The sequence below is a fragment of the Acidocella aluminiidurans genome, assembly GCF_055383125.1.
Window position 1 is genome coordinate 1,416,990 of the sequence record NZ_AP031589.1, and the last position, 21,538, is coordinate 1,438,527.

Annotated in this window: 16 protein-coding genes; 10 read left to right on the forward strand and 6 right to left on the reverse strand. The window is 66.0% G+C overall.

Translation table 11 applies throughout. The features are described from left to right. Positions 1-20: 20 nt before the first annotated feature. Genes ACZ46S_RS07250 through ACZ46S_RS07260 form a run of 3 tightly spaced genes read left to right on the forward strand, consistent with a single transcriptional unit; the run spans position 21 to position 3,431 of the window. Positions 21-1,415: an MFS transporter gene (locus ACZ46S_RS07250; RefSeq protein ID WP_464063938.1), complete on the forward strand. Its 1,395-nt coding sequence runs from the start codon at positions 21-23 to the stop codon at positions 1,413-1,415. Further along, the gene (locus tag ACZ46S_RS07255) at positions 1,412-2,110 is read left to right on the forward strand and encodes a response regulator transcription factor (RefSeq protein ID WP_464063939.1); all 699 of its coding nucleotides are present in this window, start codon (positions 1,412-1,414) and stop codon (positions 2,108-2,110) included. Before ACZ46S_RS07250 ends, ACZ46S_RS07255 begins: the two co-directional genes overlap by 4 nt. Next, positions 2,094-3,431: a sensor histidine kinase gene (locus tag ACZ46S_RS07260; protein ID WP_464063940.1), complete on the forward strand. Its 1,338-nt coding sequence runs from the start codon at positions 2,094-2,096 to the stop codon at positions 3,429-3,431. Before ACZ46S_RS07255 ends, ACZ46S_RS07260 begins: the two co-directional genes overlap by 17 nt. 95 nt (positions 3,432-3,526) lie before the next feature. On the opposite strand, the gene ACZ46S_RS07265 is transcribed toward ACZ46S_RS07260, so the two are convergent. Next, positions 3,527-4,284, reverse strand: a protein-coding gene (locus tag ACZ46S_RS07265; protein WP_464062101.1) for an IS5 family transposase whose coding sequence is annotated in 2 segments (ribosomal slippage) — positions 3,527-3,966 and positions 3,966-4,284 — 759 coding nt in all. Because the reading frame shifts where the segments join, the coding sequence is not laid out codon by codon here. Positions 4,285-4,473: 189 nt separating this feature from the next. On the opposite strand from ACZ46S_RS07265, the gene ACZ46S_RS07270 reads away from it, so the two are divergent. Further along, complete coding sequence (locus ACZ46S_RS07270) at positions 4,474-5,592, forward strand: GGDEF domain-containing protein (RefSeq protein ID WP_464063941.1); 1,119 nt, start codon at positions 4,474-4,476, stop codon at positions 5,590-5,592. 126 nt (positions 5,593-5,718) lie between these two features. On the opposite strand, the gene ACZ46S_RS07275 is transcribed toward ACZ46S_RS07270, so the two are convergent. Both ACZ46S_RS07275 and ACZ46S_RS07280 read right to left on the reverse strand, forming a co-directional pair. Then, positions 5,719-6,540: an aldo/keto reductase gene (locus ACZ46S_RS07275; protein WP_464063942.1), complete on the reverse strand. Its 822-nt coding sequence runs from the start codon at positions 6,538-6,540 to the stop codon at positions 5,719-5,721. Positions 6,541-6,597: 57 nt separating this feature from the next. Further along, the gene (locus tag ACZ46S_RS07280; RefSeq protein WP_464063943.1) at positions 6,598-7,581 is read right to left on the reverse strand and encodes an MYG1 family protein; all 984 of its coding nucleotides are present in this window, start codon (positions 7,579-7,581) and stop codon (positions 6,598-6,600) included. A 245-nt stretch (positions 7,582-7,826) separates the two neighbouring features. On the opposite strand from ACZ46S_RS07280, the gene ACZ46S_RS07285 reads away from it, so the two are divergent. From ACZ46S_RS07285 to ACZ46S_RS07295, 3 genes are all read left to right on the forward strand, one after another. After that, the gene (locus ACZ46S_RS07285) at positions 7,827-9,095 is read left to right on the forward strand and encodes a flavin-containing monooxygenase (protein ID WP_464063944.1); all 1,269 of its coding nucleotides are present in this window, start codon (positions 7,827-7,829) and stop codon (positions 9,093-9,095) included. Between the two features lie 63 nt (positions 9,096-9,158). After that, positions 9,159-9,530 (forward strand): winged helix-turn-helix domain-containing protein, encoded by a 372-nt coding sequence (locus tag ACZ46S_RS07290; RefSeq protein ID WP_464063945.1) that lies wholly within the window; start codon positions 9,159-9,161, stop codon positions 9,528-9,530. A 122-nt stretch (positions 9,531-9,652) separates the two neighbouring features. Beyond that, complete coding sequence (locus tag ACZ46S_RS07295) at positions 9,653-11,392, forward strand: methyl-accepting chemotaxis protein (protein WP_464063946.1); 1,740 nt, start codon at positions 9,653-9,655, stop codon at positions 11,390-11,392. Between the two features lie 292 nt (positions 11,393-11,684). On the opposite strand, the gene ACZ46S_RS07300 is transcribed toward ACZ46S_RS07295, so the two are convergent. Then, positions 11,685-14,945 carry an EAL domain-containing protein gene (locus ACZ46S_RS07300; RefSeq protein WP_464063947.1) on the reverse strand — a complete coding sequence of 1,087 codons (3,261 nt, stop codon included), beginning with the start codon at positions 14,943-14,945 and terminating at the stop codon, positions 11,685-11,687. A gap of 349 nt (positions 14,946-15,294) precedes the next feature. Here ACZ46S_RS07300 and ACZ46S_RS07305 point away from each other — a divergent pair, with 349 nt between their 5' ends. Next, positions 15,295-15,972 carry an HAD family hydrolase gene (locus tag ACZ46S_RS07305; protein WP_464063948.1) on the forward strand — a complete coding sequence of 226 codons (678 nt, stop codon included), beginning with the start codon at positions 15,295-15,297 and terminating at the stop codon, positions 15,970-15,972. A 57-nt stretch (positions 15,973-16,029) separates the two neighbouring features. Here ACZ46S_RS07305 and ACZ46S_RS07310 read toward each other — a convergent pair whose 3' ends face one another. Further along, positions 16,030-17,490 (reverse strand): mannitol dehydrogenase family protein, encoded by a 1,461-nt coding sequence (locus ACZ46S_RS07310; RefSeq protein ID WP_464063949.1) that lies wholly within the window; start codon positions 17,488-17,490, stop codon positions 16,030-16,032. A 404-nt stretch (positions 17,491-17,894) separates the two neighbouring features. Between ACZ46S_RS07310 and ACZ46S_RS07315 the strand changes: the two genes are divergently transcribed. Beyond that, positions 17,895-19,259, forward strand: coding sequence for a DUF1800 domain-containing protein (locus ACZ46S_RS07315; protein ID WP_464063950.1), 1,365 nt, complete (start codon positions 17,895-17,897; stop codon positions 19,257-19,259). Continuing rightward, positions 19,256-20,485 carry a DUF1501 domain-containing protein gene (locus ACZ46S_RS07320; protein ID WP_464063951.1) on the forward strand — a complete coding sequence of 410 codons (1,230 nt, stop codon included), beginning with the start codon at positions 19,256-19,258 and terminating at the stop codon, positions 20,483-20,485. The genes ACZ46S_RS07315 and ACZ46S_RS07320 overlap by 4 nt, the downstream gene beginning before the upstream one ends. A gap of 116 nt (positions 20,486-20,601) precedes the next feature. On the opposite strand, the gene ACZ46S_RS07325 is transcribed toward ACZ46S_RS07320, so the two are convergent. Further along, positions 20,602-21,528 (reverse strand): carbohydrate kinase family protein, encoded by a 927-nt coding sequence (locus ACZ46S_RS07325; RefSeq protein ID WP_464063952.1) that lies wholly within the window; start codon positions 21,526-21,528, stop codon positions 20,602-20,604. Positions 21,529-21,538 lie beyond the last annotated feature (10 nt).

Consider the following 21,538-nt stretch of genomic DNA (forward strand, 5'->3'; position numbering starts at 1 on the left):
CCAGACCGGAACGGCAGCGTATGAGCGCGCAGGAGGCCGCGCGCATCGCCGCCCGGCTGGACCGTCTGCCGCTCTGCGAGGCGATCTGGCATCCGGTGCTCTATATCTCGCTGGGCGGGGTGTTCGAGTTCTACAGCGTCTTCCTCACCGCCTATATCGCCCCGCGCATGGTCGATGCCGGGCTGTTCACCCCGGCCAGCCTCGGCCCCTTCGCGGCGCTGCGCGATATCGCGGTCTCGGGTGCCGGCACCTTCGTCTTCTGCACCTTCGCCGGGCTCTGGGCCGGGGCGGTGCTGGGCGCGCCGCTGATCGATTATTGCGGCCGCAAGCGGGTGTTTTTCTGGTCGCTGCTCTGGTACAGCGCCTGCACCGCGATCATGGCCTGCCAGCAGAGCGGTGCTGCCCTCAATCTCTGGCGCTTCATCGCCGGCATCGGCTTCGGGGCCGAGCTGGTGGCGATGGATACCTACATCGCCGAGCTGATCCCCGCCTTCGCCCGCGGCCGCGCCTTCGCCCTCAACCAGACCATCACCTTCACCATCGTCCCCTTCGCCGCCCTGCTCGCCTGGCTGACGCCAACGCAAATCCTGCCCGCTTTGCCGGGCTGGCGGCTGGTGATGCTGGTCGGCGCGGCGGGGGCGCTGGTGGCCTGGCCGCTCTGGCGGCTGCTGCCGGAGAGCCCGCGCTGGCTGGCGCTGAAAGGCCAAATGGCGGCGGCCGAGGCGGTGATGCAGGGGCTGGAGGATGCCGCGCAGCGCGCCGCCCCGCTGCCCGCCCCCGCCATCGCCCAGCCCGAGGCCGAGGGGCGCGGCACGCTCTGGGAGATGTTCACCCCGCGCTATATCGAGCGCACGCTGATGCTGAGCCTGTTCAACATCGCCCAGGTGGTCGGCTTCTACGGCTTCGCCGCCTGGGTGCCGGCATTGCTGATCGCGCGCGGCATCACCATCGTCGATAGTTTCGAATATTCCTTCATCATCGCGCTGGCCAACCCGTTCGGCCCGGCGCTGGGGTTGATGCTGGCGGACCGGCTGGAGCGGCGCACCCAGATCGTGCTCGGGCTCGGGCTGATGGCGCTGTTCATGGCCGCCTTTTCCATCGCCCGCGCGCCGATTCTGTTGATCCTGATCGGGGTGATGTTCACCCTCGCCGCCAATCTGATGTCCTATGCCTATCATGGCTACCAGGCGGAGCTTTACCCCACCCGCATACGCGGCCGCGCCATCGGCTTCACCTATGGCTGGAGCCGGATGGCCGCCGCCTTCGCCGGGCTGGCGGTGGGGTATTTCCTCTATGCCGGCGGGGTGCCGGCGGTGGCTCTGTTCATCGGCGTCGCCATGCTGGTCGGCATGGTGATGATCACCGTCTTCGGGCCGGACAGCGCCGCATTACCGTTGGAGGAGATCAACCATTGAGCCCGCGCCCCGCCCGGCTGCTGATCGTCGAGGATGACGATGAGATGCGCGCCGATCTGGAAACCGCCCTGCGGGCCGAAGGCTATGCGGTGGAGAGTGCTGCCGATGGCCGCCAGGGGCTGGAGCGCGCCGCCACCGGCGGCTTCGACGCGCTGGTGCTCGACCGCATGCTGCCGCATCTGGACGGCATCGCCATCATCACCGGGCTGCGCGCCATGGGCATCGCCACGCCGGCTTTGTTCCTCACCGCGCTGAGCCGGGTGGATGAGCGGGTCGAAGGGCTGCGCGCCGGCGGCGATGATTATCTGGTCAAACCCTTCGCCATCCCCGAACTCACCGCCCGGCTGGAGGTGCTGCTGCGCCGCCGCGCGGCCCAGGCCAAGCAATCGCTGCTGCGGGTCGGCACGCTGGAGCTCAACCGCCTCACCCAGAAGGCCAGCCGGGGCGGCAAGACCATCCTGCTGAAACCCCGCGAATTCCGGCTGCTGGAATATCTGATGCTGAATGAAGGCAAGGTGGTCACCCGCGCGATGCTGCTGGAAGCGGTGTGGGACTTCCATTTCGAACCGCAGACGATGGTGGTGGAATCCCATATCAGCCGCGTGCGCGCCAAGATCGATCAGGGCTTCCCCACCGAGATGATCCAGACCGTGCGCGGCCTCGGCTACCGGCTCGCGGATGATACGCAGGATTAAGCGCGCCCGGCTGGTGCGCATGGCGAGCTTCCGCCTCGCCGTGCTCGGCACGCTGCTTTCCACCCTGGCGGCGATGCTGGCCTTCGCGCTGATCTATAACGCCACCGCCAGCGCCGCCAGGCAAAATCTGGCGCCGGCCCTGACCCAGGCGCGCGCCGCGCTGGGGGAACAAGATGCCAGTGCGGACGCGCTGCGGGCCCCGGTGGCGCGCGCCGCGCAGGGGCGCGATGGCTTGTTCTACGCCCTGTTCGCGCCGGATGGACGCGAGCTGGCCGGCAATCTGCCCCTGCGCGCGGCGGCGCCCGGTTGGCGGGTGCTCAACCGCTGGGCGGGGGACCAGCTGCCGGACGGGATGCAGGAGATCATCGGCCTGGAGACGGCGCTGGCACAGGGCGGAACCCTCTTCATCGGCGCCGACGCCTCCGCCCTCGCCGCCCTCAACCGGCGCATCGCCTATATCTTCGCCAGCGTCTTCGGCATCGCGCTCGGGCTCGGGCTCTTGATCAGCCTGGTCATCGCCTTGTTCAGCCTGCAGCGCGTGCAGGCGATCAGCCGCACCAGCCGCGAGATCATCGCCGGCGATCTCTCCCGCCGGGTCAAGCTCTACGGCCATGATGACGAGCTGGACGTGCTGACCGCGGAGGTGAACACCATGCTCGCCACGGTGGAGGGGCTGGTGCTGAATGCCCGCCACGTCACCAACGCCATCGCGCATGATCTGCGCTCGCCGCTGGCGCGGCTGCGCAACTTCCTGAAAACCGCCCCGCCGGACGCGAGCGCCCTGGCCGAGGCCACGGCGCGGACCGAGGAGATTTTGAAACTCTTCGCCGCCATGCTGCAGATTGCCGAGGTGGAAGCCGGCGCGGTGCGCGGGCGCTTCACCCGGGTCGATCTCACCGCCCTCTGCCTCAGCCTGGCCGAAACCTATGAGAATGTGGCCGAGGATCTCGGCCAGGATTTCCAGGCCGAGATCGCGCCCGGCCTGGCGCTGCGCGGCGATGCCAAGCTGCTCGCCCAGATGCTGGTCAACGGCATCGAGAACGCGCTGCGCCATTGCCCGCCCGGCACCGCCGTCAGGCTCCGCGCCCAGCCGCAGGGCAGCTGGATCGAGATCAGCATCAGCGATCGCGGCCCCGGCATCCCGGCCGCCTTGCGCGAGGCCGCCTTCGGGCCCTTCGTGCGGCTGGCCCCGCAGGCGCCGGGCACCGGGCTGGGGCTCAGCCTGGTGCGGGCGGTGGCGCGGCTGCATGAGGGCGAGGCGGCGCTGCTGGACAACGCCCCCGGCCTGATCCTGCGGCTGCGCCTGCCGGCGCCGGTTTAGAGCCTCAAGCTTTTGTTTTAGCGAGCAATTTCATGCGTTTATTTTGACGCTGGCGCGTCAACCTAAACACATATTGCTCTAGGTTCTGTCTGCATTCATCGTAGCCAGATCATGGCGCAAGCGAGATGCACGAACCCCATGAAGGCTTTGATGGTTTTCTCGCATCGGAGTGCGATCCTTCGGAAGCGTTTGAGTTTGTTGAAGAAGCACTCGAGCTGATGGCGTTCCTTGTAGAGCCTCCAATCGATTGGCGGGATGATGGCGCGGCTGGGATTAGGCTTGATCTGGGCGGTTGCGCCGAGATCATTGGCAATGAAGGCGCGTAGCGGGTCGGCGTCGTAAGCGGCATCGGCGATGACGTGGCCGACGCCCTGCAAGCCCTTCAGGAGGGTTTGCGCCTGCGGGCAATCGCCATGATGTCCCGGCGTCGGATGGATGCGCAGCGGCAAGCCGAGCGCGTCGACGGCGGCGTGCAGCTTGGTTGTCAGCCCCCCGCGTGAACGGCCGATAGCGGCAATTTCAGCCCCCCTTTTGCCCCTGCCGCATCGGCATGGACTTTCGAGATGGTGCTATCAATCAGGACGTATTCAAAATCCGGCGTGTCGGCCAGAGCATGGAAAAGCGTCTTCCATACGCCAGCATGAGACCAGCGCCGGAAACGCGCATGCACCGCCGTCCATTTGCCAAATACCTCCGGCAAATCCCGCCACCGCGCCGCATTACCAGCCATCCAAAGGATCGCATCAACAAACAGCCGGTTGTCGACCCCGCTCCGCCCAGGCGTGCCAACACGCCCAGGAAGATGCCCCTCAATCCGGCTCCATTGCTCGTCCGTCAGTGTTCGTCTGCTCAAGGCTTCAAGCCTTGAATCAGAACTCTAAAACAAAGGGAATCCATGAATGCAGACAGGACCTAAACCACCGAATAAAAATTGGTCTCCATCAAAAGCGTAAAGAGAGCAAAACGGTCATGTCGTTGGGATTGCTTGAATTAACCGGCCGTAATATGTCTCATTCTCTGGACAAAACAACTCACCCCGACGATGCCGCCCGCCAACCTGTTCCTCATCCTGGACCTCATGACCTGGCTCGGCGCCCTTCTGCTGCTGGGCGTCAGCATCATCATGCGCTCGGCGACGCTGCGTTACTGGGGCGGCGCCTATCTGGCCGGCGCCATCGGCATCGCCGGCGTGGTGGTCGGGGTGAGATACTGGCCTTGGGCCGCCTATGGGCTGGGACCGGCCCTGGTTCTGACCGGCTATTGGCTGATGTGGATGGGGCTGCGCCAGCTGCGCCCCGGGCGCCCGCTCGTGCTCTGGCCGGTGCTGGTCGCCGCCTTCTGGTGCGTGGTCAGCGACTGGCGGGTCTTCGCCCATAATGAGCTGCTGCGCCTCGCCGTGTTCAGCCCGGCCGGCTTCCTCTGCATGGTGGCGATCGCGCATGAAAGCCTGCGCATTCCGGCCCGGGTGGAGGTGCGCTGGCTGCTGGCGGGGCTGGCCCTGCTGCATGCCGCCTTCTATGCCGCGCGCAGCATCTCCGCCCTGCTGTTCCCAAGCCCCGCCACCACCCAGCTCTGGCTCTACATCACCCCGGCCGAGGCGATCCTGTATGAATTCTGCGATGCCTTCCTGATCCTGTTCGCGGTGCTGGCCACACGTCAGGACGTGCTGCGCACCCAGGCCCATACCGACCATCTCACCGGGCTGTTGAACCGGCGGCGGTTTTTCGAGCTGGCCCAGCGCGTGCTGCGGGAACAGCCCTGCGCGGTGCTGGTGTTCGATGTCGATTACTTCAAAACCGTCAACGACACCCATGGCCATGCCGGCGGGGACGAGGTGCTGCAGGTGCTGGGCGAGGTCTGCCGCGCGCATCTGCGCAAGGGCGATCTGATCGGCCGGGTCGGCGGCGATGAGTTCGCGATGCTGATCCGCGACGATGAGGACGCGGCGCGCCGCGTCGCCGCCCGCATCCGCGAGGCCTTCACCACCGCCTGCCAGGCGCGCGGCTATGCCACCGGCGTCACCTTCGGGGTCATCTCCGGCGAGGCTGTGCCGGTCGAAACCCTGCTCGCCGCCGCCGATGCCGAGCTCTACATCGCCAAACGCCAGCGCAGCCTGCAAGCCCTGCCCGCCCCGGCCAGCCTCACCTACCGGCAAGGCTGAGACGCGGTGCTGACCAGGCGCCATGCGCGCCCGGGCGGCGCTGCGCGTGCAGCCGGCGGCGCCCGGGAAGATGTAGGGACTTTTTGAAAAAAGTTCCTATAACTCAAAAAACTTTCTCAATTTAGGCTATAGCATGGCCAACGGCACGGCCCGCTTCGGCGGCGCGAAGGCCTTGTCGATGGCGGCCAGATCCTCTGGCGTCAGCTGCAGCTTCAGCGCCCCCAGATTTTCCTCGATCCGTGCCGCATGGCCGGTTTTGGGAATGCTCACCACCCCCTCCTGACGCAGGCCCCAGGCCAGCGCCACCTGCCCGGGCGTTGCCCCATGCGCCGCCGCCACCGCCTTCACCGCCGCATTCTCCAGCACCTTATTATGCTGCCCCAGCGGCGTGTAGGCCATCACCGGAATGCCCCGCGCCTGGCACCAGGGCAGCAGATCGAACTCGATCCCGCGCGATTGCGGATTGTACAGCACTTGGTTGGCCGCGCAGCCCTCGGGCAGGCCCCGCATATCCTCAAGATCGAAATTCGACACGCCCCAGGCCCGGATCTTGCCCTGCTCCTGCAGCCGGGCGAAGGCCTCGATCGTCTCCTCCACCGGCACGCTGCCGATCCAGTGCAGCAGATAGAGATCGAGATAATCCGTCCCCAGCCGCTTCAGGCTGGCCTCGCAGGCGCGGATCGTGCCCGCCTTGCTGGCATGGGAGGGGGCGACCTTGCTGACCAGCAGCAGCCGCTCCCGCTCGCCCTGCACCGCCTCGCCCAGCAGCGTCTCGGCGGCGCCGTCACCGTAAATCTCGGCGGTATCGAACAAAGTGATGCCCTGGGCGATGGCCGCCTTCAGCGCCGCCAGCTCCTCGCCCCGGCGCGCCGGACTCTCGCCCATGCGCCAGGTGCCCAGCCCCATCGCCGGCAATGCCAGCCCGCCGGCCTGTTTCATGCTGCGCATCGCGGCTCCTCCTTGGCTTGCGTGATCCGCCTCAGCTTGGGGCCGCCGGCGCCGGTTTCAAGCCTCGGCCGGGCTCTCCGCCACAGCCGCAGCCGGGGCCTGCGCCAGCATCTTCATCGCCATCGCCAGCGCGCCCGCGCGGCTCTTCGCGGCGCCGACAAAGCGGCGCACATGCACGAACACCGCATCCTCCACCCCGCACACCGCCGCCAGCGCCTCGCCCTGCAGCCCGGCCCAGCCCTCGGGGAAGGGCAGACGCTGCGCGAAGGAGCCGGGCTCCGGCGGCATCGTATCGATCATCCAATTGCCGTTGGAGGCCGGCGAGATGCAGAACAAAATCGGCAGCTCATGCGCGAAGGCGGCACTCTTCCAGGGCATGCCGGCCTCCAGCACCAGCAGCCTTGCATCCGGCCCGGCCTGGTAGGCGGCCAGCACGCGGGCATCCGCCTCCATGCGGCTGCGCTTGGCCTCCACCTTCAGCGCCAGCGCCCCGGCCGCGAAATCCGCGGCGCGCAGAAACGCCGCATCGCCGGCGGTCGGGCCATTCGCCTCATCGCTGTCCCAGCTCGGATTATAATCGCCGATCAGCGCCGCCAGCCCGAGGCTGTCGCGCACCACCGGCCCGCTCATCGAGACACCGTTATCGATCTCGTCGATCCGCTTCACCAGCCCCTCATTCAGCTCCGCCGCAATCGCCTCGGCAAAGCCCTGCGCGGCCGCCGGCAGCAACGCCGCCACCGCGCGCACGCCATAAACCTGCCAGAGCAGCCCGGCGGCGGAATAGGGCGTGCCATCCTCGCGCTGCGGCGCGCCGATCTGGTGATGGTCGAAGCGCTGCGCCTGCGGATCGTAAACGCTGCCGACATCGAAGACGATGTCCCCGCTCTCGATCAGTTCGGGCTTGCGGGTACGCAGCAGAACATGGTCCTCGCCGGGCCGGGAGAGCCCCAACGCCAGGCGCAGCACGGCATAGCCGAACACCTCGTCGCAATGGAACTTGCCGCTATGGGTGACAAGGCGCGGCAATTGGGCAGGGATCATCGAGGCATTCCAGTCTGGCAGGGTCAAAATCCCCCCTGCCCTACAAAGCGCGGCCGCCCCCGTCCAGCTTTGCCGCCGCCAAACCCGGCCCAATTTTTCGCCAGCCCGCCCAATGCTTCACCATTTTGAAACCAGGACAGGCTCTGGTTCATTTCCGTCGAAGCCATGGATAGGAAAATCGTTCTGCCCGTTTCCCCTGGCCCTGTGTAGCATCCTGGCTTTCTGGCAGAGGGCGATTTGGTTTGATGGCTGACGAAATGATCGAGGTGCTGGTGATCGGCGCCGGCCAGGCCGGCATCGCGGCGGCGGAGCATCTGGGGGCGGCTGGCATCCCCTATCTGGTGCTGGAGCGCGCACGCATCGCCGAGCGTTGGCGCAGTGCGCGCTGGGACTCGCTGGTGGCCAACGGCCCCGCCTGGCATGACCGGTTTCCGAACATGGAATTCCCCCGTCGCGGCCCGGACGCCTTCGTGCCGAAAGAGGAAGTCGCCGATTATTTCGAGGCCTATGCCAAACAGATCGACGCAAATCTGCGCTGCGGCGTCGAGGTTCTGGCGGTGCGCCGCAATCAAGACGCGCCCGGCTTCATCGCGCAGACCAGCCAGGGGCGCATCGCCGCGCGCGCGATCATCGTCGCCACCGGGGCCTTCCAGACCCCGGTCCATCCGGCGCTGATCCCTGAGCAGCCCGGCCTCACCCAGCTCCATTCCAGCGCCTATCGCAACCCCGCCCAGCTGGCGCCGGGCGCGGTGCTGGTGGTGGGCTGCGGCTCCTCGGGCACGCAGATCGCCGATGAGCTGCAGCGCGCCGGGCGCAAGGTCTATCTCTCCGTCGGCGCGCATGACCGCCCGCCCCGGCGCTATCGCGGCCGGGATTTCTGCTGGTGGCTTGGGGTGCTGAATAAATGGGACGCCGAAGCCCCGCCCAGCACCGAGCATGTGACCATCGCGGTGAGCGGCGCGCGGGGCGGCGAGACCGTCGATTTCCGCCGTCTGGCCCAGCGCGGCATGATCCTGCTCGGCCTCACCGAAGCCTATACGGACGGCAAGCTGCGCTTCGCCGATAATCTCAAACAGACTCTCGACAAGGGCGACGCCAATTATCTGGCCCTGCTCGACGAGGCCGACGCCTATATCGCCCGCAACAAGCTGGATTTGCCGCTGGAAGAAGAGGCCAAGCTCATCCCCGCGGACCCGGACTGCGTGCGACACCCGATCCGCGCGCTCGATCTGGCCGAGGCCGGCATCACCAGCATCATCTGGGCCACCGGCTTCAAGGCGGATTATAGCTGGCTGCACCTCGATACCTTCAACGCCAACGGCACGCCCCGCCATGCGCGCGGCGTGGCGGCGGAGCCGGGGCTGTATTTCCTCGGCCTGCCCTGGCAATCCCGCCGCGGCTCCTCCTTCATCTGGGGCGTCTGGCACGATGCGAAATTCGTCACCGACCATATCGCCAAGCAGCGCGCTTATCTCGCTTATGAGGGCATGGCGCTGCCGGAGCTGAATGGCTGAACGCGTTGCCAGCCTGACCGCCCCTGCCCTATTCTGTCCCTGGATTGCAACAAGGCGGACAGAATGGCGGCGGCACCCTATCGGCTGAGCCTGCGGATCTACCTCCCCAACGGGCTGCGGCTCGGCCCGGGCAAAATCGCCCTGCTGCAGGCGGTGGCGGCGCAAGGCTCGATCAGCGCCGCCGCCCGCGCCCAGCGCATCTCCTATAAACGCGCCTGGGATTTGCTGGAGGACATGAACCGGCTGCTGGAAGCGCCAGTGATCGAGACCATGCATGGCGGCAAAACCGGCGGCGGTGCGCGCCTCACCGCAACCGGCACCGCGCTGCTGGCGCATTACCAGGCGGTGCTGGACGCGGCGGAAGACAAGGCAGGCCCGGCGCTGCGGGCTATCGCTTCGCTGGGGCAGCGTCCAGAAGATACAACGGAGCATTGAAAGAGGCGGCATAGTTTCGATCAGCTGCGCCAATCTGTTCGGATGGCGGAAAAAATTAATCCTTCCGCAAGCTTAATCATCAAAGCTCTGACAGGTTGATCGTTGAGGGAAAGCTGCGCCTAATGTCCATTTTTAATCTTCTCGGTAGCGCGGGAGCAGCGGCCACGCTGGCCGCTTTGTCCGCCTCGCTGGGCATCATCGAGTTCGACATCAGCGGAAAAATACTGAACGCCAACGAAAATTTCTGCAAAGCCATCGGTTACGAATTGGCTGAGATCAAAGGGCGGCATCACAGCATATTTGTCGATCCCGCCTATGCCCAGAGCCAGGACTATAAGGAATTCTGGGCGAAGCTCCGGCGCGGCGCGTATGAAGCCAGCGAATATAAGCGCATCGGCAAGCATGGCCGCGAAGTATGGCTGCAAGCCTCTTACAATCCGGTTAAAAACCGGCGCGGCGCCGTCGTCAAAATCGTCAAGCAGGCGACCGACATCACCGCCGAGAAGCTGAAAAGCGCCGAAACAAAAAATATATTCGAGGCGATTTCCCGGGCCCAGGCGATGATCGAGTTCACCGTCGATGGGCAGATCATCACCGCCAACGATCATTTTCTGAACGCCATCGGCTATCGGCTTGAGGAGATTAAAGGCCGGAAGCACAGTATGCTCGTCGAGCCGGATTATGCGCAGTCCGCGGATTACCGGGCATTCTGGCAAAAGCTGGCGGCGGGCGACTATATCGCCGCGGAATTCAAGCGCATCGGCAAGGGCGGCAAGGAGGTTTGGCTCCAGGCCTCTTACAACCCGATCTTCGATCTCAACGGCAAGGTGGTCAAGGTGATCAAATTCGCCACCGATATCACCGGGCGTGAACGCGCTGTCCAAGGCATCGCGGCCGGCTTAAGGGAATTGTCCGCCAATAATCTCACCTACCGGATCAATGATCTGTTCATCCAGGAATTCGAACCGGTTCGCCTCGATTTCAATGCGTCGCTGGACAAGCTGGACGCGACGATGCGCGGAATCGCCACCAACACGCAGGCGGTCCGCAACGGCTCGTCCGAAATCTCCGCCGCCTCGGACGACCTCGCCCGGCGCACCGAGCAACAGGCCGCCAGCCTCGAAGAGACCGCCGCGGCGTTGGATCAGATCACCACGACCGTCAGCGAGGCCGCGGGAAGCGCCAAGGCGGCGCGCGACATTGTGGACAAGGCCCAGGCCGAGGCGGAACGCTCCCGGACGGTGGTGACCGAAACCGTCAGCGCCATGGCGGGAATCGAAACCTCCTCCAAACAGATCAGCAATATCATCGGCGTGATCGACGAGATTGCGTTCCAGACCAATCTGCTGGCCTTGAATGCGGGAGTCGAGGCGGCGCGTGCCGGCGATGCCGGGCGGGGCTTCGCCGTGGTCGCCACGGAGGTGCGCGCCCTGGCCCAGCGCTCCGCCGACGCGGCGAAGGAAATCAAAGCGTTGATTTCCACCTCCGGCCAGCAAGTGGAAACCGGGGTACGGCTGGTGAACGAGACCGGCAGCGCGTTGGAGAGTATCGCCAAACAAGTCTCAAGGCTGAACGGCTTGATCGTCAACATCGCCGCCTCGGCGCAAGAACAGTCCTCCGGGCTCGGCCAGATCAACAGCGCCATAAACGATCTGGATCAGGTGACCCAGAAAAACGCCGCGATGGTGGAGGAAGCAAGCGCCGCCAGCCATGGCCTGACGCAGGAAGCCGAGACGCTGGCCAAGCTCATAGGCCAGTTCCGGATCGGCAATGCGGGGGCAAGGCCGGCCGGCGGCCGGGCGCCAGCGAGAGGCCGAGCCGAGCCAGCCATATCCGGCGGCTTTGCCGCCTTGGCCTCTTAGAGCCTTCAGCTTTTAGCTGAAGGCTCTAGCTTTCGGTTTGGCGAGCAATTTCATGTGTTTAAGTTGCCGCTGCCGCGTCAACCTCAACACATATCGCTCTAGCCCATGGGCCGTTCACATTGGCGCGCGGAACACGCCCAGTTTTTTCGTTTGAAAAATTAATCAGTTTTTGGTGCCGCTTTTTCAAAGAAAGCGGCGATCATGTCGGGGCTTTTTGCAAAAAGCCCCGACACCCCCACGAATTTTTATCCGTTTTGCAGCGGATTTTTAAAAGGACTCGTCAAAAAAACTCTCAACCTACCGACACACCGTAAATCTTCTCCAGCCACTCCCTCGCCGGGATCGGCCGGCTGAACAGATAGCCCTGCATGCGCGCGCAGCCATGGCGGCGCAGGAAGCTCACCTGCTCGGGCGTCTCCACCCCTTCCGCCACCACATCCAGCCCCAGCCTGCCACCCATCGCCAAAATCACCTCGACGATGGCCACGGAAGACGCATCCTCCGGCACCTGGCCGACAAATCCCTTATCGATCTTGATCTCATGGATCGGCAGCTGCTGCAGATAATGCAGGCTTGAATAGCCGGTGCCGAAATCATCCACTGAAAACCGCACCCCATGCGCGGCCAGGCTGCGCATGATCGCGCCGATCTCCAGCACATCCTTCACCAGCAGATTTTCGGTGATCTCCAACGTCAGCCGGTCGGGCGCGATGCCGGAATTCTCGATCGCATCCAGCACATGGCTGACAAAAGCCGGATCGCGGAATTGCCGGGGGCTGACATTCACCGCGAGCCGGGTGAGCGGACGATACGCCTTCACCCGCGCCAGCAGGCTGCAGGATTCACGCAGCACCCAGCGCCCCAGCGGCACGATCAGGCCGGAGCTTTCCGCGACGCTGATGAACTGTGCCGGCGAGATGATCCGCCCATCCTGCCCGCGCAGCCGGATCAGCGCCTCGGTGCTCACCGCCAGCCCGTCCTCGTCCACCTGGTCCTGCAGCCAGATCTCGAAACGCCCGGCCTTCAGCGCGCCGCGGATCTCATCCTCCACCGCATGCCGCGCCATCAGCGACTGATACATCGCAGGCTGGAACATCACCACCTCGGCATCGCCGGTCTTGGCCTGATACATCGCCGTGTCCGCCTCGCGGATCAGCGCATCCAGCGTATCGTCGGGCTTGGGGAAGATGGTGAAGCCGATGCTGGCGCCCAGATGATATTCCCGCTCGCCCAGCATGAAAGGCTGGCTGGCCAGCGCATCCTTGATCTTGCGCGCGACGATGCCGGCATGCTGGGCCGCCGCCTCGCCAGTGGCGCCGGCCTCGGTCAGCAGCACCACGAATTCATCGCCGCCGACGCGCGCCACCGTGTCGCGGGCGCGCAGCACCAGCTTCAGCCGCACCGCCACCTCGCGGATCACCTCATCCCCGGCGGCATGGCCGAGCATGTCGTTGATCACCTTGAACCGGTCGAGATCGATGAACAGCAGCGCACCCTGGCTGCCGTTGCGCCGCATCTCGGCCAGCGCCTCGCCCAGCCGCTCATTCAGCAGCCGGCGGTTCGGCAGTTCGGTCAGCGGGTCGAGATGGGCAAGCTGATAGATCTTCTCTTCCGCCGTGCGCCGCTCGGTGATGTCGATCCAGGCGCCGACGATGCGGAAATGCGCCGCCCCTCCCACCCGGCGCAGCGTCATCTCGTCGCGGATCCAGCGATAGCTGCCATCGCGATGGCGGATCTGGTAGCGAAGCGTGCACTGGCCTTTTTCCTGCACACACCGCATGGCATCCGCCAGCTGGGGGCGATCCTCCGGATGAATCCGGCTGCGCCACCAATCCTGGCTGCAGGCATCGGCCGGCGCGTAGCCCAGCATGTCCTGGATATTCGGGCTCACCCCCAGCGGCGTCACCTCCTCGCCGGTCACCGCCAGCTCGTAGAGCACCACGCCGCTGGCTTGCAGCAGCCGCTCCAGCCGGGTCTCGCTCTCCGAGCGGGCGATGACGGCGACATCGCGCTCCCGCCGGGTCTTGATCGTCTCCAGCGCCTTGCCGAGATTGGCGGTCAGCTCGCTGAGCAGGATCTGCTCCTCGTCGCCGAAGGCCATCGGGGTGGCGGAATAGAGTACGAACACGGCTTCGGGGGGCGTCTGCGGCGGCCCGAACGGCAGCGCGATGACGGCGCGAAACCCGTTCGCCAGCGCCTGCTCGCGCCAGGGCGCGAAGCTCGGTTCGCGGGCGACATCATGCACCACGGCCATCCGGGCGTCGCGCAGGGCGCGCCCGGCTGGGCCTTGGCCCGTAGGCACGTCCGCCCAGGACAGATTAAGCCGGGCGGTATAAGCCTCTACCGCGCCATGATGCGCGACGACCTGAATGCGCCGCGCCTGATCCTGCCGGGCCAGCCCGATCCAGGCGCCCTGATAGCCGCCAACCTCCACCCCCAACCGGCAGGCGGCGGCGAACAAGGCACGCGGACGCTTCGCCTGCTCGAAGGCCTCGGTGGAGGCGTGAATGGTGCGCAGCGCCCGGTTGGCGCGGGCCAGCGCATCCTCGCGCTGGCGCCCCAGCAGCAAGGGCGTCAGCCGGGTGATGAATTCCAGAATCAGCCCATGCATCCCGGCCGGCACGTCCGGCCGCTCGAAGCCCAGCACCAGGCCAAAGCGCCACGCCGCGAGGTCGAACGGATGCATGATCTGCCGGCGCAGGCCAGCGCCCACCAGCTCCTCCAGCCGGGGATAGTGGCGCAGATCGTCCGCCGGGCTCAGCGGCCCGGTATCCGCCACCTGGCCCTGCGCCAGCTGGCTGCCAAAGCTGAACAGGTTGAACGGCATGCGCCCGAACCAGGGGGTCATCTCCGCCGCCGCCAGGCCGCTTTCCGGCTGAAAATAGGATTTCACATATTCGATCTGCGCCGCCGCCGGATGCAGCGCCATCAGCATGCAGATCGCCGCCCCCATCCGTTCGGCGCAATAAGCCAGCGCCTGATCCAAAGCCGCGTCAAAATCCGGCGCCCCGGCGATGCCCGAGGACAGGCAGTTCCAGAAGGCCGTGTCCGCCGAGGCGGCAATCTGTTCGCGCTGCAGCCGGCGCACCTCCAGCTCGGTGATCACCGCGCCCGCGAGGTCGCGCAGGAAGCCACGCTCAGCCTCGGCGAACCGGCGCCCAGGGGTGGCATCGCGCACGCATAGCATGCCGATGCGATGCCCCTGCGGCGTGATGACCGGGATGCCGGCATAAAAGCGGAAGGGCAGAGACGGGCCGGCATCCTGGATCACAAAACCGTCTTCCTGGCGGATGGCGTCCTGGCAGAGCGCCAGTTCCGCTTGCGTCCAGCCCGCCGCCGCCGCGCCGCCGCCGCTCCAGACGCGCTGACCATCCTGGAAGCGCAGCATCCCGGCCTGCACGCCAAGCCCTTGCGCCGCGAGCCGGGCGAACCGCTCGAACGGCGCCGGCGCCGGCGCATCCATCACCGCATAGCGCGCCAGAGCCGCGAGCTGGCGCTGCTCCAGCTCCACGCCGGAAACGCGAGCCTGCCAGAATTCATGCAAATCGATCATGCCGGCCAAGGGACTAACATGACGGCCGAATTGTTAAAAAAAACGTCCAGGTCGGGAGTCTCCAATACTCATTTCGGCAGCTTGCGCGTCAGGAATGTTTAAAATTTTACGTCTTGTCCAGCCCCTGTTTTTCAGGCCGGGACGAAGCGCCCAGCCGCGCCGCCCCCAACCGGTGAGGAAAATCGCCCCAAATCTTGCTTTTTGCCCCCCCTAACGCTAGGACAGCGCCACAGCCACAGGCGCGCGGGGACCCTCCGTTCCCCGCCCCGCCGCTGCCATTTGGCATTTCCGCAGACGGCTTCTGCACAAATCGCATCTGAAGATGTGCATCGTTTGGAAAGGACAAAGAATGACATTCGCCACGCCCGTCGAGGCCGTGATCTTCGATATGGACGGGCTTCTGCTCGATACCGAATCCCTCGCCATGGCCGCCCTGGTCTCCGCCGGTCAGGCGCTGGGCTATGACATGAAAGACGAATTCTGCTATCTGATGATCGGCGCGCCGGCGGATAAATGCCGCGCTTTGGTCACCGAAAAATATGGCGCGGATTTCCCGCTGGAACGCTATTTCGCCACCCAGGAACAGCATCTGCGCGAGCTGGTCGATGCCGGAAAGATGCAGCTGAAAACCGGCGTGATTGAAATTCTGGACGAGCTGGACCGGCAGGGCATCAAGCGCGCCATCGCCACCTCCTCCTCGCGCCTGCGCACCGACCATCATCTGCAACTGGCCGGCATCGCGCATCGGTTTCAAGAAATTGTCACGCGCGATGACGTCACCCGCGGCAAACCCAATCCGGACCCGTATCTGAAGGCCGCCTCACTGCTCGGCGTGGCGCCGGATCGCTGTCTGGCGCTGGAAGATTCCTATAATGGCGTGCGCGCCGCGGTGGCCGCGAAGATGCGCGTGATCATGATCCCGGATCTGCTGCCCGCCACCGATGAAATGCGCAAGGTCGCGCATCGCATCGTCACCTCGCTGCACGATGCCGTCACCCATCTGCAGGAATTGCGGCAAGCCGCGTAAAACCGCGCCGCTGATCATGAAAAACCCGGCCATCTGGCCGGGTTTTTCATGCGTGGATCAATGTGTGATGGTTTCGTGACGAAGCCGCAGAAGCAGCGCCTCGCGCACCGAGAGCCCCCGCAGATCCCGCAAGGCGGTGGCCAGCTCATCGACCAACGCCTCGTCGCCCGCCGCACCGGCGCCGAAAATATCCTCCTGGCTGAGGAACAGCCGCGCCTGCGCCTGTGGCTGCGCGCTTTGCTGCGCCAGCGCCAGCAGCGCCTCCTTGCGCGGATCGGTGATCACCAGAGGCCGCGCCGCCCCCTGGCGCTGGGTGAACCAGCTGATCCAGCCGGCGATGGCCAGCACGGTCAGCGGCGCCGGGCGCCCCGCCGCGCGGTTTTCCAGAAGCGGGCGGAACAGCCGGGTCGCCATCTTGGTCGAGCCATTGCGGCCGATGCGCGAAACCTCGTGGCGGATCGCGGGATTGCGCAGCCGCGCCATTAAAACCGAGGCGTAATCCTGCAATTTCGCTGCCGGCATCGCCAGCGTCGCGCCTTGCTCGGCCTGCATGAATTGCAAGGACGACGCCGCGAAGGTGGCATCGCCCATCGCATCGGCGATGGTCTTGTAGCCGGCGAGCCCGCCGAGATAGGCCAGCATCATATGCACGCCGTTGAGCATGCGCAGCTTCGCCAGCTCATAGGGCGCCACATCGCTGACGAACTGCGCCCCGGCGGCTTCCCAGAGCGGACGCGGGCCGGCGAAATCCTCGATCACCCATTGCAGAAACGGTTCCATCGAAACCGGCGCTGCATCGGCAAAGCCTGTGAGTTTCAGCGCATCCTCACGATCCGCCGCACTCGCGGTCGGAACGATGCGGTCCACCATCGTATTCGGGAAGCGGACATTGCGCGCGATCCAGTCCGCCAGCCTCCCACTGCGCAGGCTGGCGAAATTCACCACCGCGTCGCGCAGCGTGCGGCCATTCTCGGCGATATTGTCGCAGCTGATGATCACCGGCGGGCGCCCGCCCTCGGCATAGATCCGCTCCAGCCCCAGCGCAATCGCGCCGACGGCGCTGCGCGGGCGCAACGGCTTCAGCAGATCGTGCTGGATATCCTTATGGCTATCCATCAGCCGGCCGCTGCTCGGCTCCAGCAGATAGCCGGTCGGCGTGATCGTCAGCGTGACGATTTTCGTCCGTGGATCCGCGATGCGCGCCGGCAGCCCGAACGGATCGGTCGGCGCATGCACGATATCGCGCAGCACAGCGACGATTTCCGCCTTGGTGCCGGCCTCGCTGCGTTCCAGCGCGGTATAAAGCCCATCCTGCGGGCGCAATTGCTCGGGCACGGTGGCGCGGGTCATGCTGGCGGCGGCAATGCCCCAGCCCAGCCCGGCCTGCCCTTGCGCCTCGATGGCGCGTTGCGTGGCCAACGCCTGGTGGGCGCGATGGAAGGCGCCACAGCCCAGATGCAAAATGCCGCATTCAAGCGCCATCGGATCGAAATCAGGCAGACGCGTACGCAGATTCACGGCGTCCAGACGATCGAGACGAAGCCGGCGAGGCTCCGTAAATTTTGATTTTATTGTGGTATTTTCATCAATTCTATCGAGCAACAAATGCGGCCCTCCTCTGCTAGGCGTCAGGAGACATTCCGCTTCAAAGAAGCAAAACACAAAATCTCAAGGATTTTAGCTGATCATCAGCCGTGAGGTCCACCCAAAACGGCTTCGGCGCCTTATTATCGCCAAAATCAGACGCTGCGAATTTCCATTCTTCCTTTCACAGCGGCGCATCTTTCGTAACGGATAAGCAAATGAAAAAACCGTAACATTCGACCTGAAATGGGGTTTGGCGATTCGTATTTGCCGCAATGCGGCATCTCGGTTGCCCTTCGTAACAGAATTTCAAACAGCGCCGATGCTATAACGCCGCCATGGAACAGCTCGCGATGCACGCCTTGGTGCGCTTTGGCTATGGCGGCGGCCCGCAAACCCCGCCCCCGGCGGATGCGCGGGCCTGGCTACACCAGCAGATCACCGGGCCGGACCCTGCTTTGGCCGCCGGCGCCTTCGCCAGCCTGCCGACCGGCCAGGCGGCCCTGGATGTGCTGCGCGAGGATGCGATGCTGCGCCGTCAGGCCCTCGCCGCGCAAGCCGCCGGCCAGCCCCCGCCGGCCAAACCCGCTTTCAAAGAGCGCACGCACCAGCTTTACGTGGATGACGCGCTGGCGCAGATCGATTTCGCCGCCACCACGGACGCGCCCTTCCGTGAGCGCCTGGTCTGGTTCTGGGCCAATCATTTCAGCGTCTCGATCCTGCAGGGCAACACCGCGCCGCTGGTCGGCCCCTTCATCCGCGAGGCGATCCGCCCGCATGTCAGCGGCCATTTCGCCGATATGGTGCTGGCGGTGGAACGCCATCCGGCGATGCTGCTCTATCTCGATAACCAGCAATCCATCGGCCCCAACAGCCGCGCCGGCCAGCGCAGCGGCAAGGGCTTGAACGAAAATCTCGGCCGCGAGTGTATGGAGCTGCACACGGTCGGGCTGGAGGCGGGCTACAGCCAGACGGATGTCACCAACATGGCCAAGCTGCTCACCGGCTGGTCGGTCGCCACCACCGCGGAAGGCGGCGGGGATGAGCTGACCGGCTATAAATTCCGCCCCAACGCGCATGAGCCGGGGCCGCAGATTGTCATGGGCCAGCACTTCCCGGACGGCGAGGAAGGCGGCATCGCAGCGCTGCGATTTCTGGCCACCTACCCCACCGCCTATCACCGCATCGCCACCGGCCTCGCCACCCATTTCATCGCCGACAACCCGCCGCCCCAGGCCGTGGCCGCCCTCACCCAGTCTCTGGCGCGCTCGGGCGGGCATCTGCCCAGCGCCTATGCCACGCTGATCGAGCTGGGGCTGCGCGCGCCGAAGCTGGCCAAGGTGAAAACCCCGTTCGACTATACCATCTCCTTGCTGCGCGCCGCCCCGCCCCCGGCCCCGCCAAAGCCCGGCGCGGTGCTCTATATGCTGGCCCAGCTCGGCCAGCCGCTCTGGGCCGCCCCCTTGCCGAATGGCTGGCCGGACAATGCCGGCAGCTGGGCGGACCCGGATCTGATGCTGGGCCGGGTGGATGCCGCCTATAGCTATGCCGGGCTGCTCGCCGGGGCGGACCCGCACGCCATCGCCGCAACCGCGCTGGGGGAGCTGCGGAAACCCGCCACCTTCCAGGCCATGGCGCAGGCCGGCTCCCCGCGCGAGGCTCTGGCCATGCTCTTCACCAGCCCGGAGTTTCTGCGGCGATGATCCCGCATCTGCCCCTCTCCCGCCGCGCCGCCCTGCTCGGCCTCACCGCCACCGCCTTTGCCGGGCAGACCCGCCTGGCCCTGGCCAGCGCGCCGACGGATCAGCGCTTCATCGTGGTGCTGCTGCGCGGCGCGCTCGACGGCATGGCCGCCCTGCCGCCTTATGGCGACGCCAATCTGGCCGGTTTGCGCGCCGGGCTGATCCCGCCCGCCATCGGCCAGCCGGACGGCATGCTCGATCTCGGCGGCTTCTATGGGCTGAATCCGGCGCTGCCCCATCTGCACGCGATGTACCAGGAAGGGGAGGCGCTACCGGTGCATGCCATCGCCGGCCCCTACCGCACCCGCAGCCATTTCGAGGCGCAGGACCTGCTGCAGCTGGGCACCGAGAGCAATTCCATCAGCTCCGGCTGGCTGAATCGGCTTCTGCTGGAGCTGCCGGCCCAGCATGGCCCCGTCGCCAAGGGGCTGGCGGTGGGGCTGGCGATGCCGCTGCTGCTGGAAGGCCGCGCCCCGGTCGGGGCCTATGCGCCGCTCGGCATCGCCGCCGCCCCGCCGGATCTGGTGCAGAAGGCCCTGGCGTTGAACGCGCCGGACCATGTGCTCGGCCCCGCCCTGGCCCAGGGCGTGCGCGAGATGCAGTTCAATGCCCGCATCCAGCAGGCCGAATCCAAGGAAATGTCCGACGATCCGGCGCCGATGACCAAGACCGCCAAGCGCGTCTACGGCTTTCCGCTGCTGGCGCAGAAGGCCGGACAGATGCTGGCCGCGCCGGACGGGCCGCGCATCGCCGCCTTCGAGCTGGAAGGCTGGGACACGCATGGCAACCAGGTGGCGGCGCTGAAGGGGGCGCTGGTCAATCTGGATACCGGGCTCGCCATGCTGAAACAATCGCTCGGGCCGGCCTGGGGCAGCACGGTGATTCTGGTCGCCACCGAATTCGGCCGCACCGCGGCGATGAACGGCACCAAGGGCACGGACCATGGCACCGCGACGGTGGCGTTTCTCATCGGCGGGCGGGTGGATGGCGGCAAAATCCGCGCCACCTGGCCGGGGCTGGGCCAAGCGCAGCTCTTCGAACACCGTGATCTGGCGCCGACGGCGGATATACGCGCCCTGGCCAAGGGCGCGCTGGCGGCGCAGTTCGGGCTGCAAGGCGCCGCGCTGGAGCGCATATTCCCCGGCAGCCTGGACGCACCGCCAATGGCGGGGCTGCTACGGGCCTAAAGTTGCAAAAGTTTTTTGGTGCCGCTTTTTTTCAAATAAGCGGCAAAACCGCCTGGGGTGGAGGCAACCAGGCTGCCACCACCCAGGACCCTCCTGGGCGCTTTGAAGCTATTGCCCTAAGCCAGCGCCGCCGCCACCTCATCGCGCCGCGGCAAATCCGCCCCGGCGCGCTGACAGGTCAGCGCCCCGGTCACGATCGCCTGCCGCAACGCCGCCTCCGGCAAAATTTCCAACCCGTCCCGGCTCAGCTGCCCGGCCGCCGCCAGACCCTCCAGCAGCCCGGCCTGGAACGCATCCCCCGCCCCCACCGCATCCACCATCGTAATCGCCGGGGCCGGCAGCGCCATCTCGCCGGCCTTGGTAAAGGCCACCGCCCCGTGCTCGCTGCGCGTCACCACCACCAAAGCCGGGCGCTGCGTCAGCCAGCCGCGCGCCACCGCCAGCGGGTCCTGCCCCGGATAAAGCAGCCCCAGATCCTCCTGCGAGACCTTCACCATATCCGCCACCTGCAGCCACTCGCCCAGGCTGGCGCGCCAGACGCCCATATCCGGCTCCACCGTCGGCCGCACATTCGGATCATAGGAAATCACCCTCTGCCCCGCCTGGGCGCGGGCAAAGCCCAGCAGCGTCGCCCCGCAAGGCTGCACCACCAGCGAAAAGGAGCCGAAATGCAGCGCCTGCACCTGCGCCGGCACGTCCGGCAGATCCGCCGGCTCCAGCAGCCGGTCCGCCATGCCCGCCCCATAAAAGGCGTAATGCGGCGAGCCCTGCGCATCGAGCTCGACCAGGCTCAGCGTGGTCAGCGCCGCCTTGTCCGGGGAGAAACGCATCTCCACCCCCTCGCCCGCCAGCGCGGCGCGCAGGCTCTGGCCCATCGGCCCGCTGGAGAAGCCGCCGAAAAACCCCACCTTCGCCCCCAGCCGCGCCAGGCCGAGCGCCACATTATAGGGTGAGCCGCCGCGATAGGCCTGCATCTGCAAGGCCGCCCCCGCCTCGCCACGCGGGAAAATATCGTAAAGGGCTTCACCACAAACCAGGAACATCGTCTCTCCT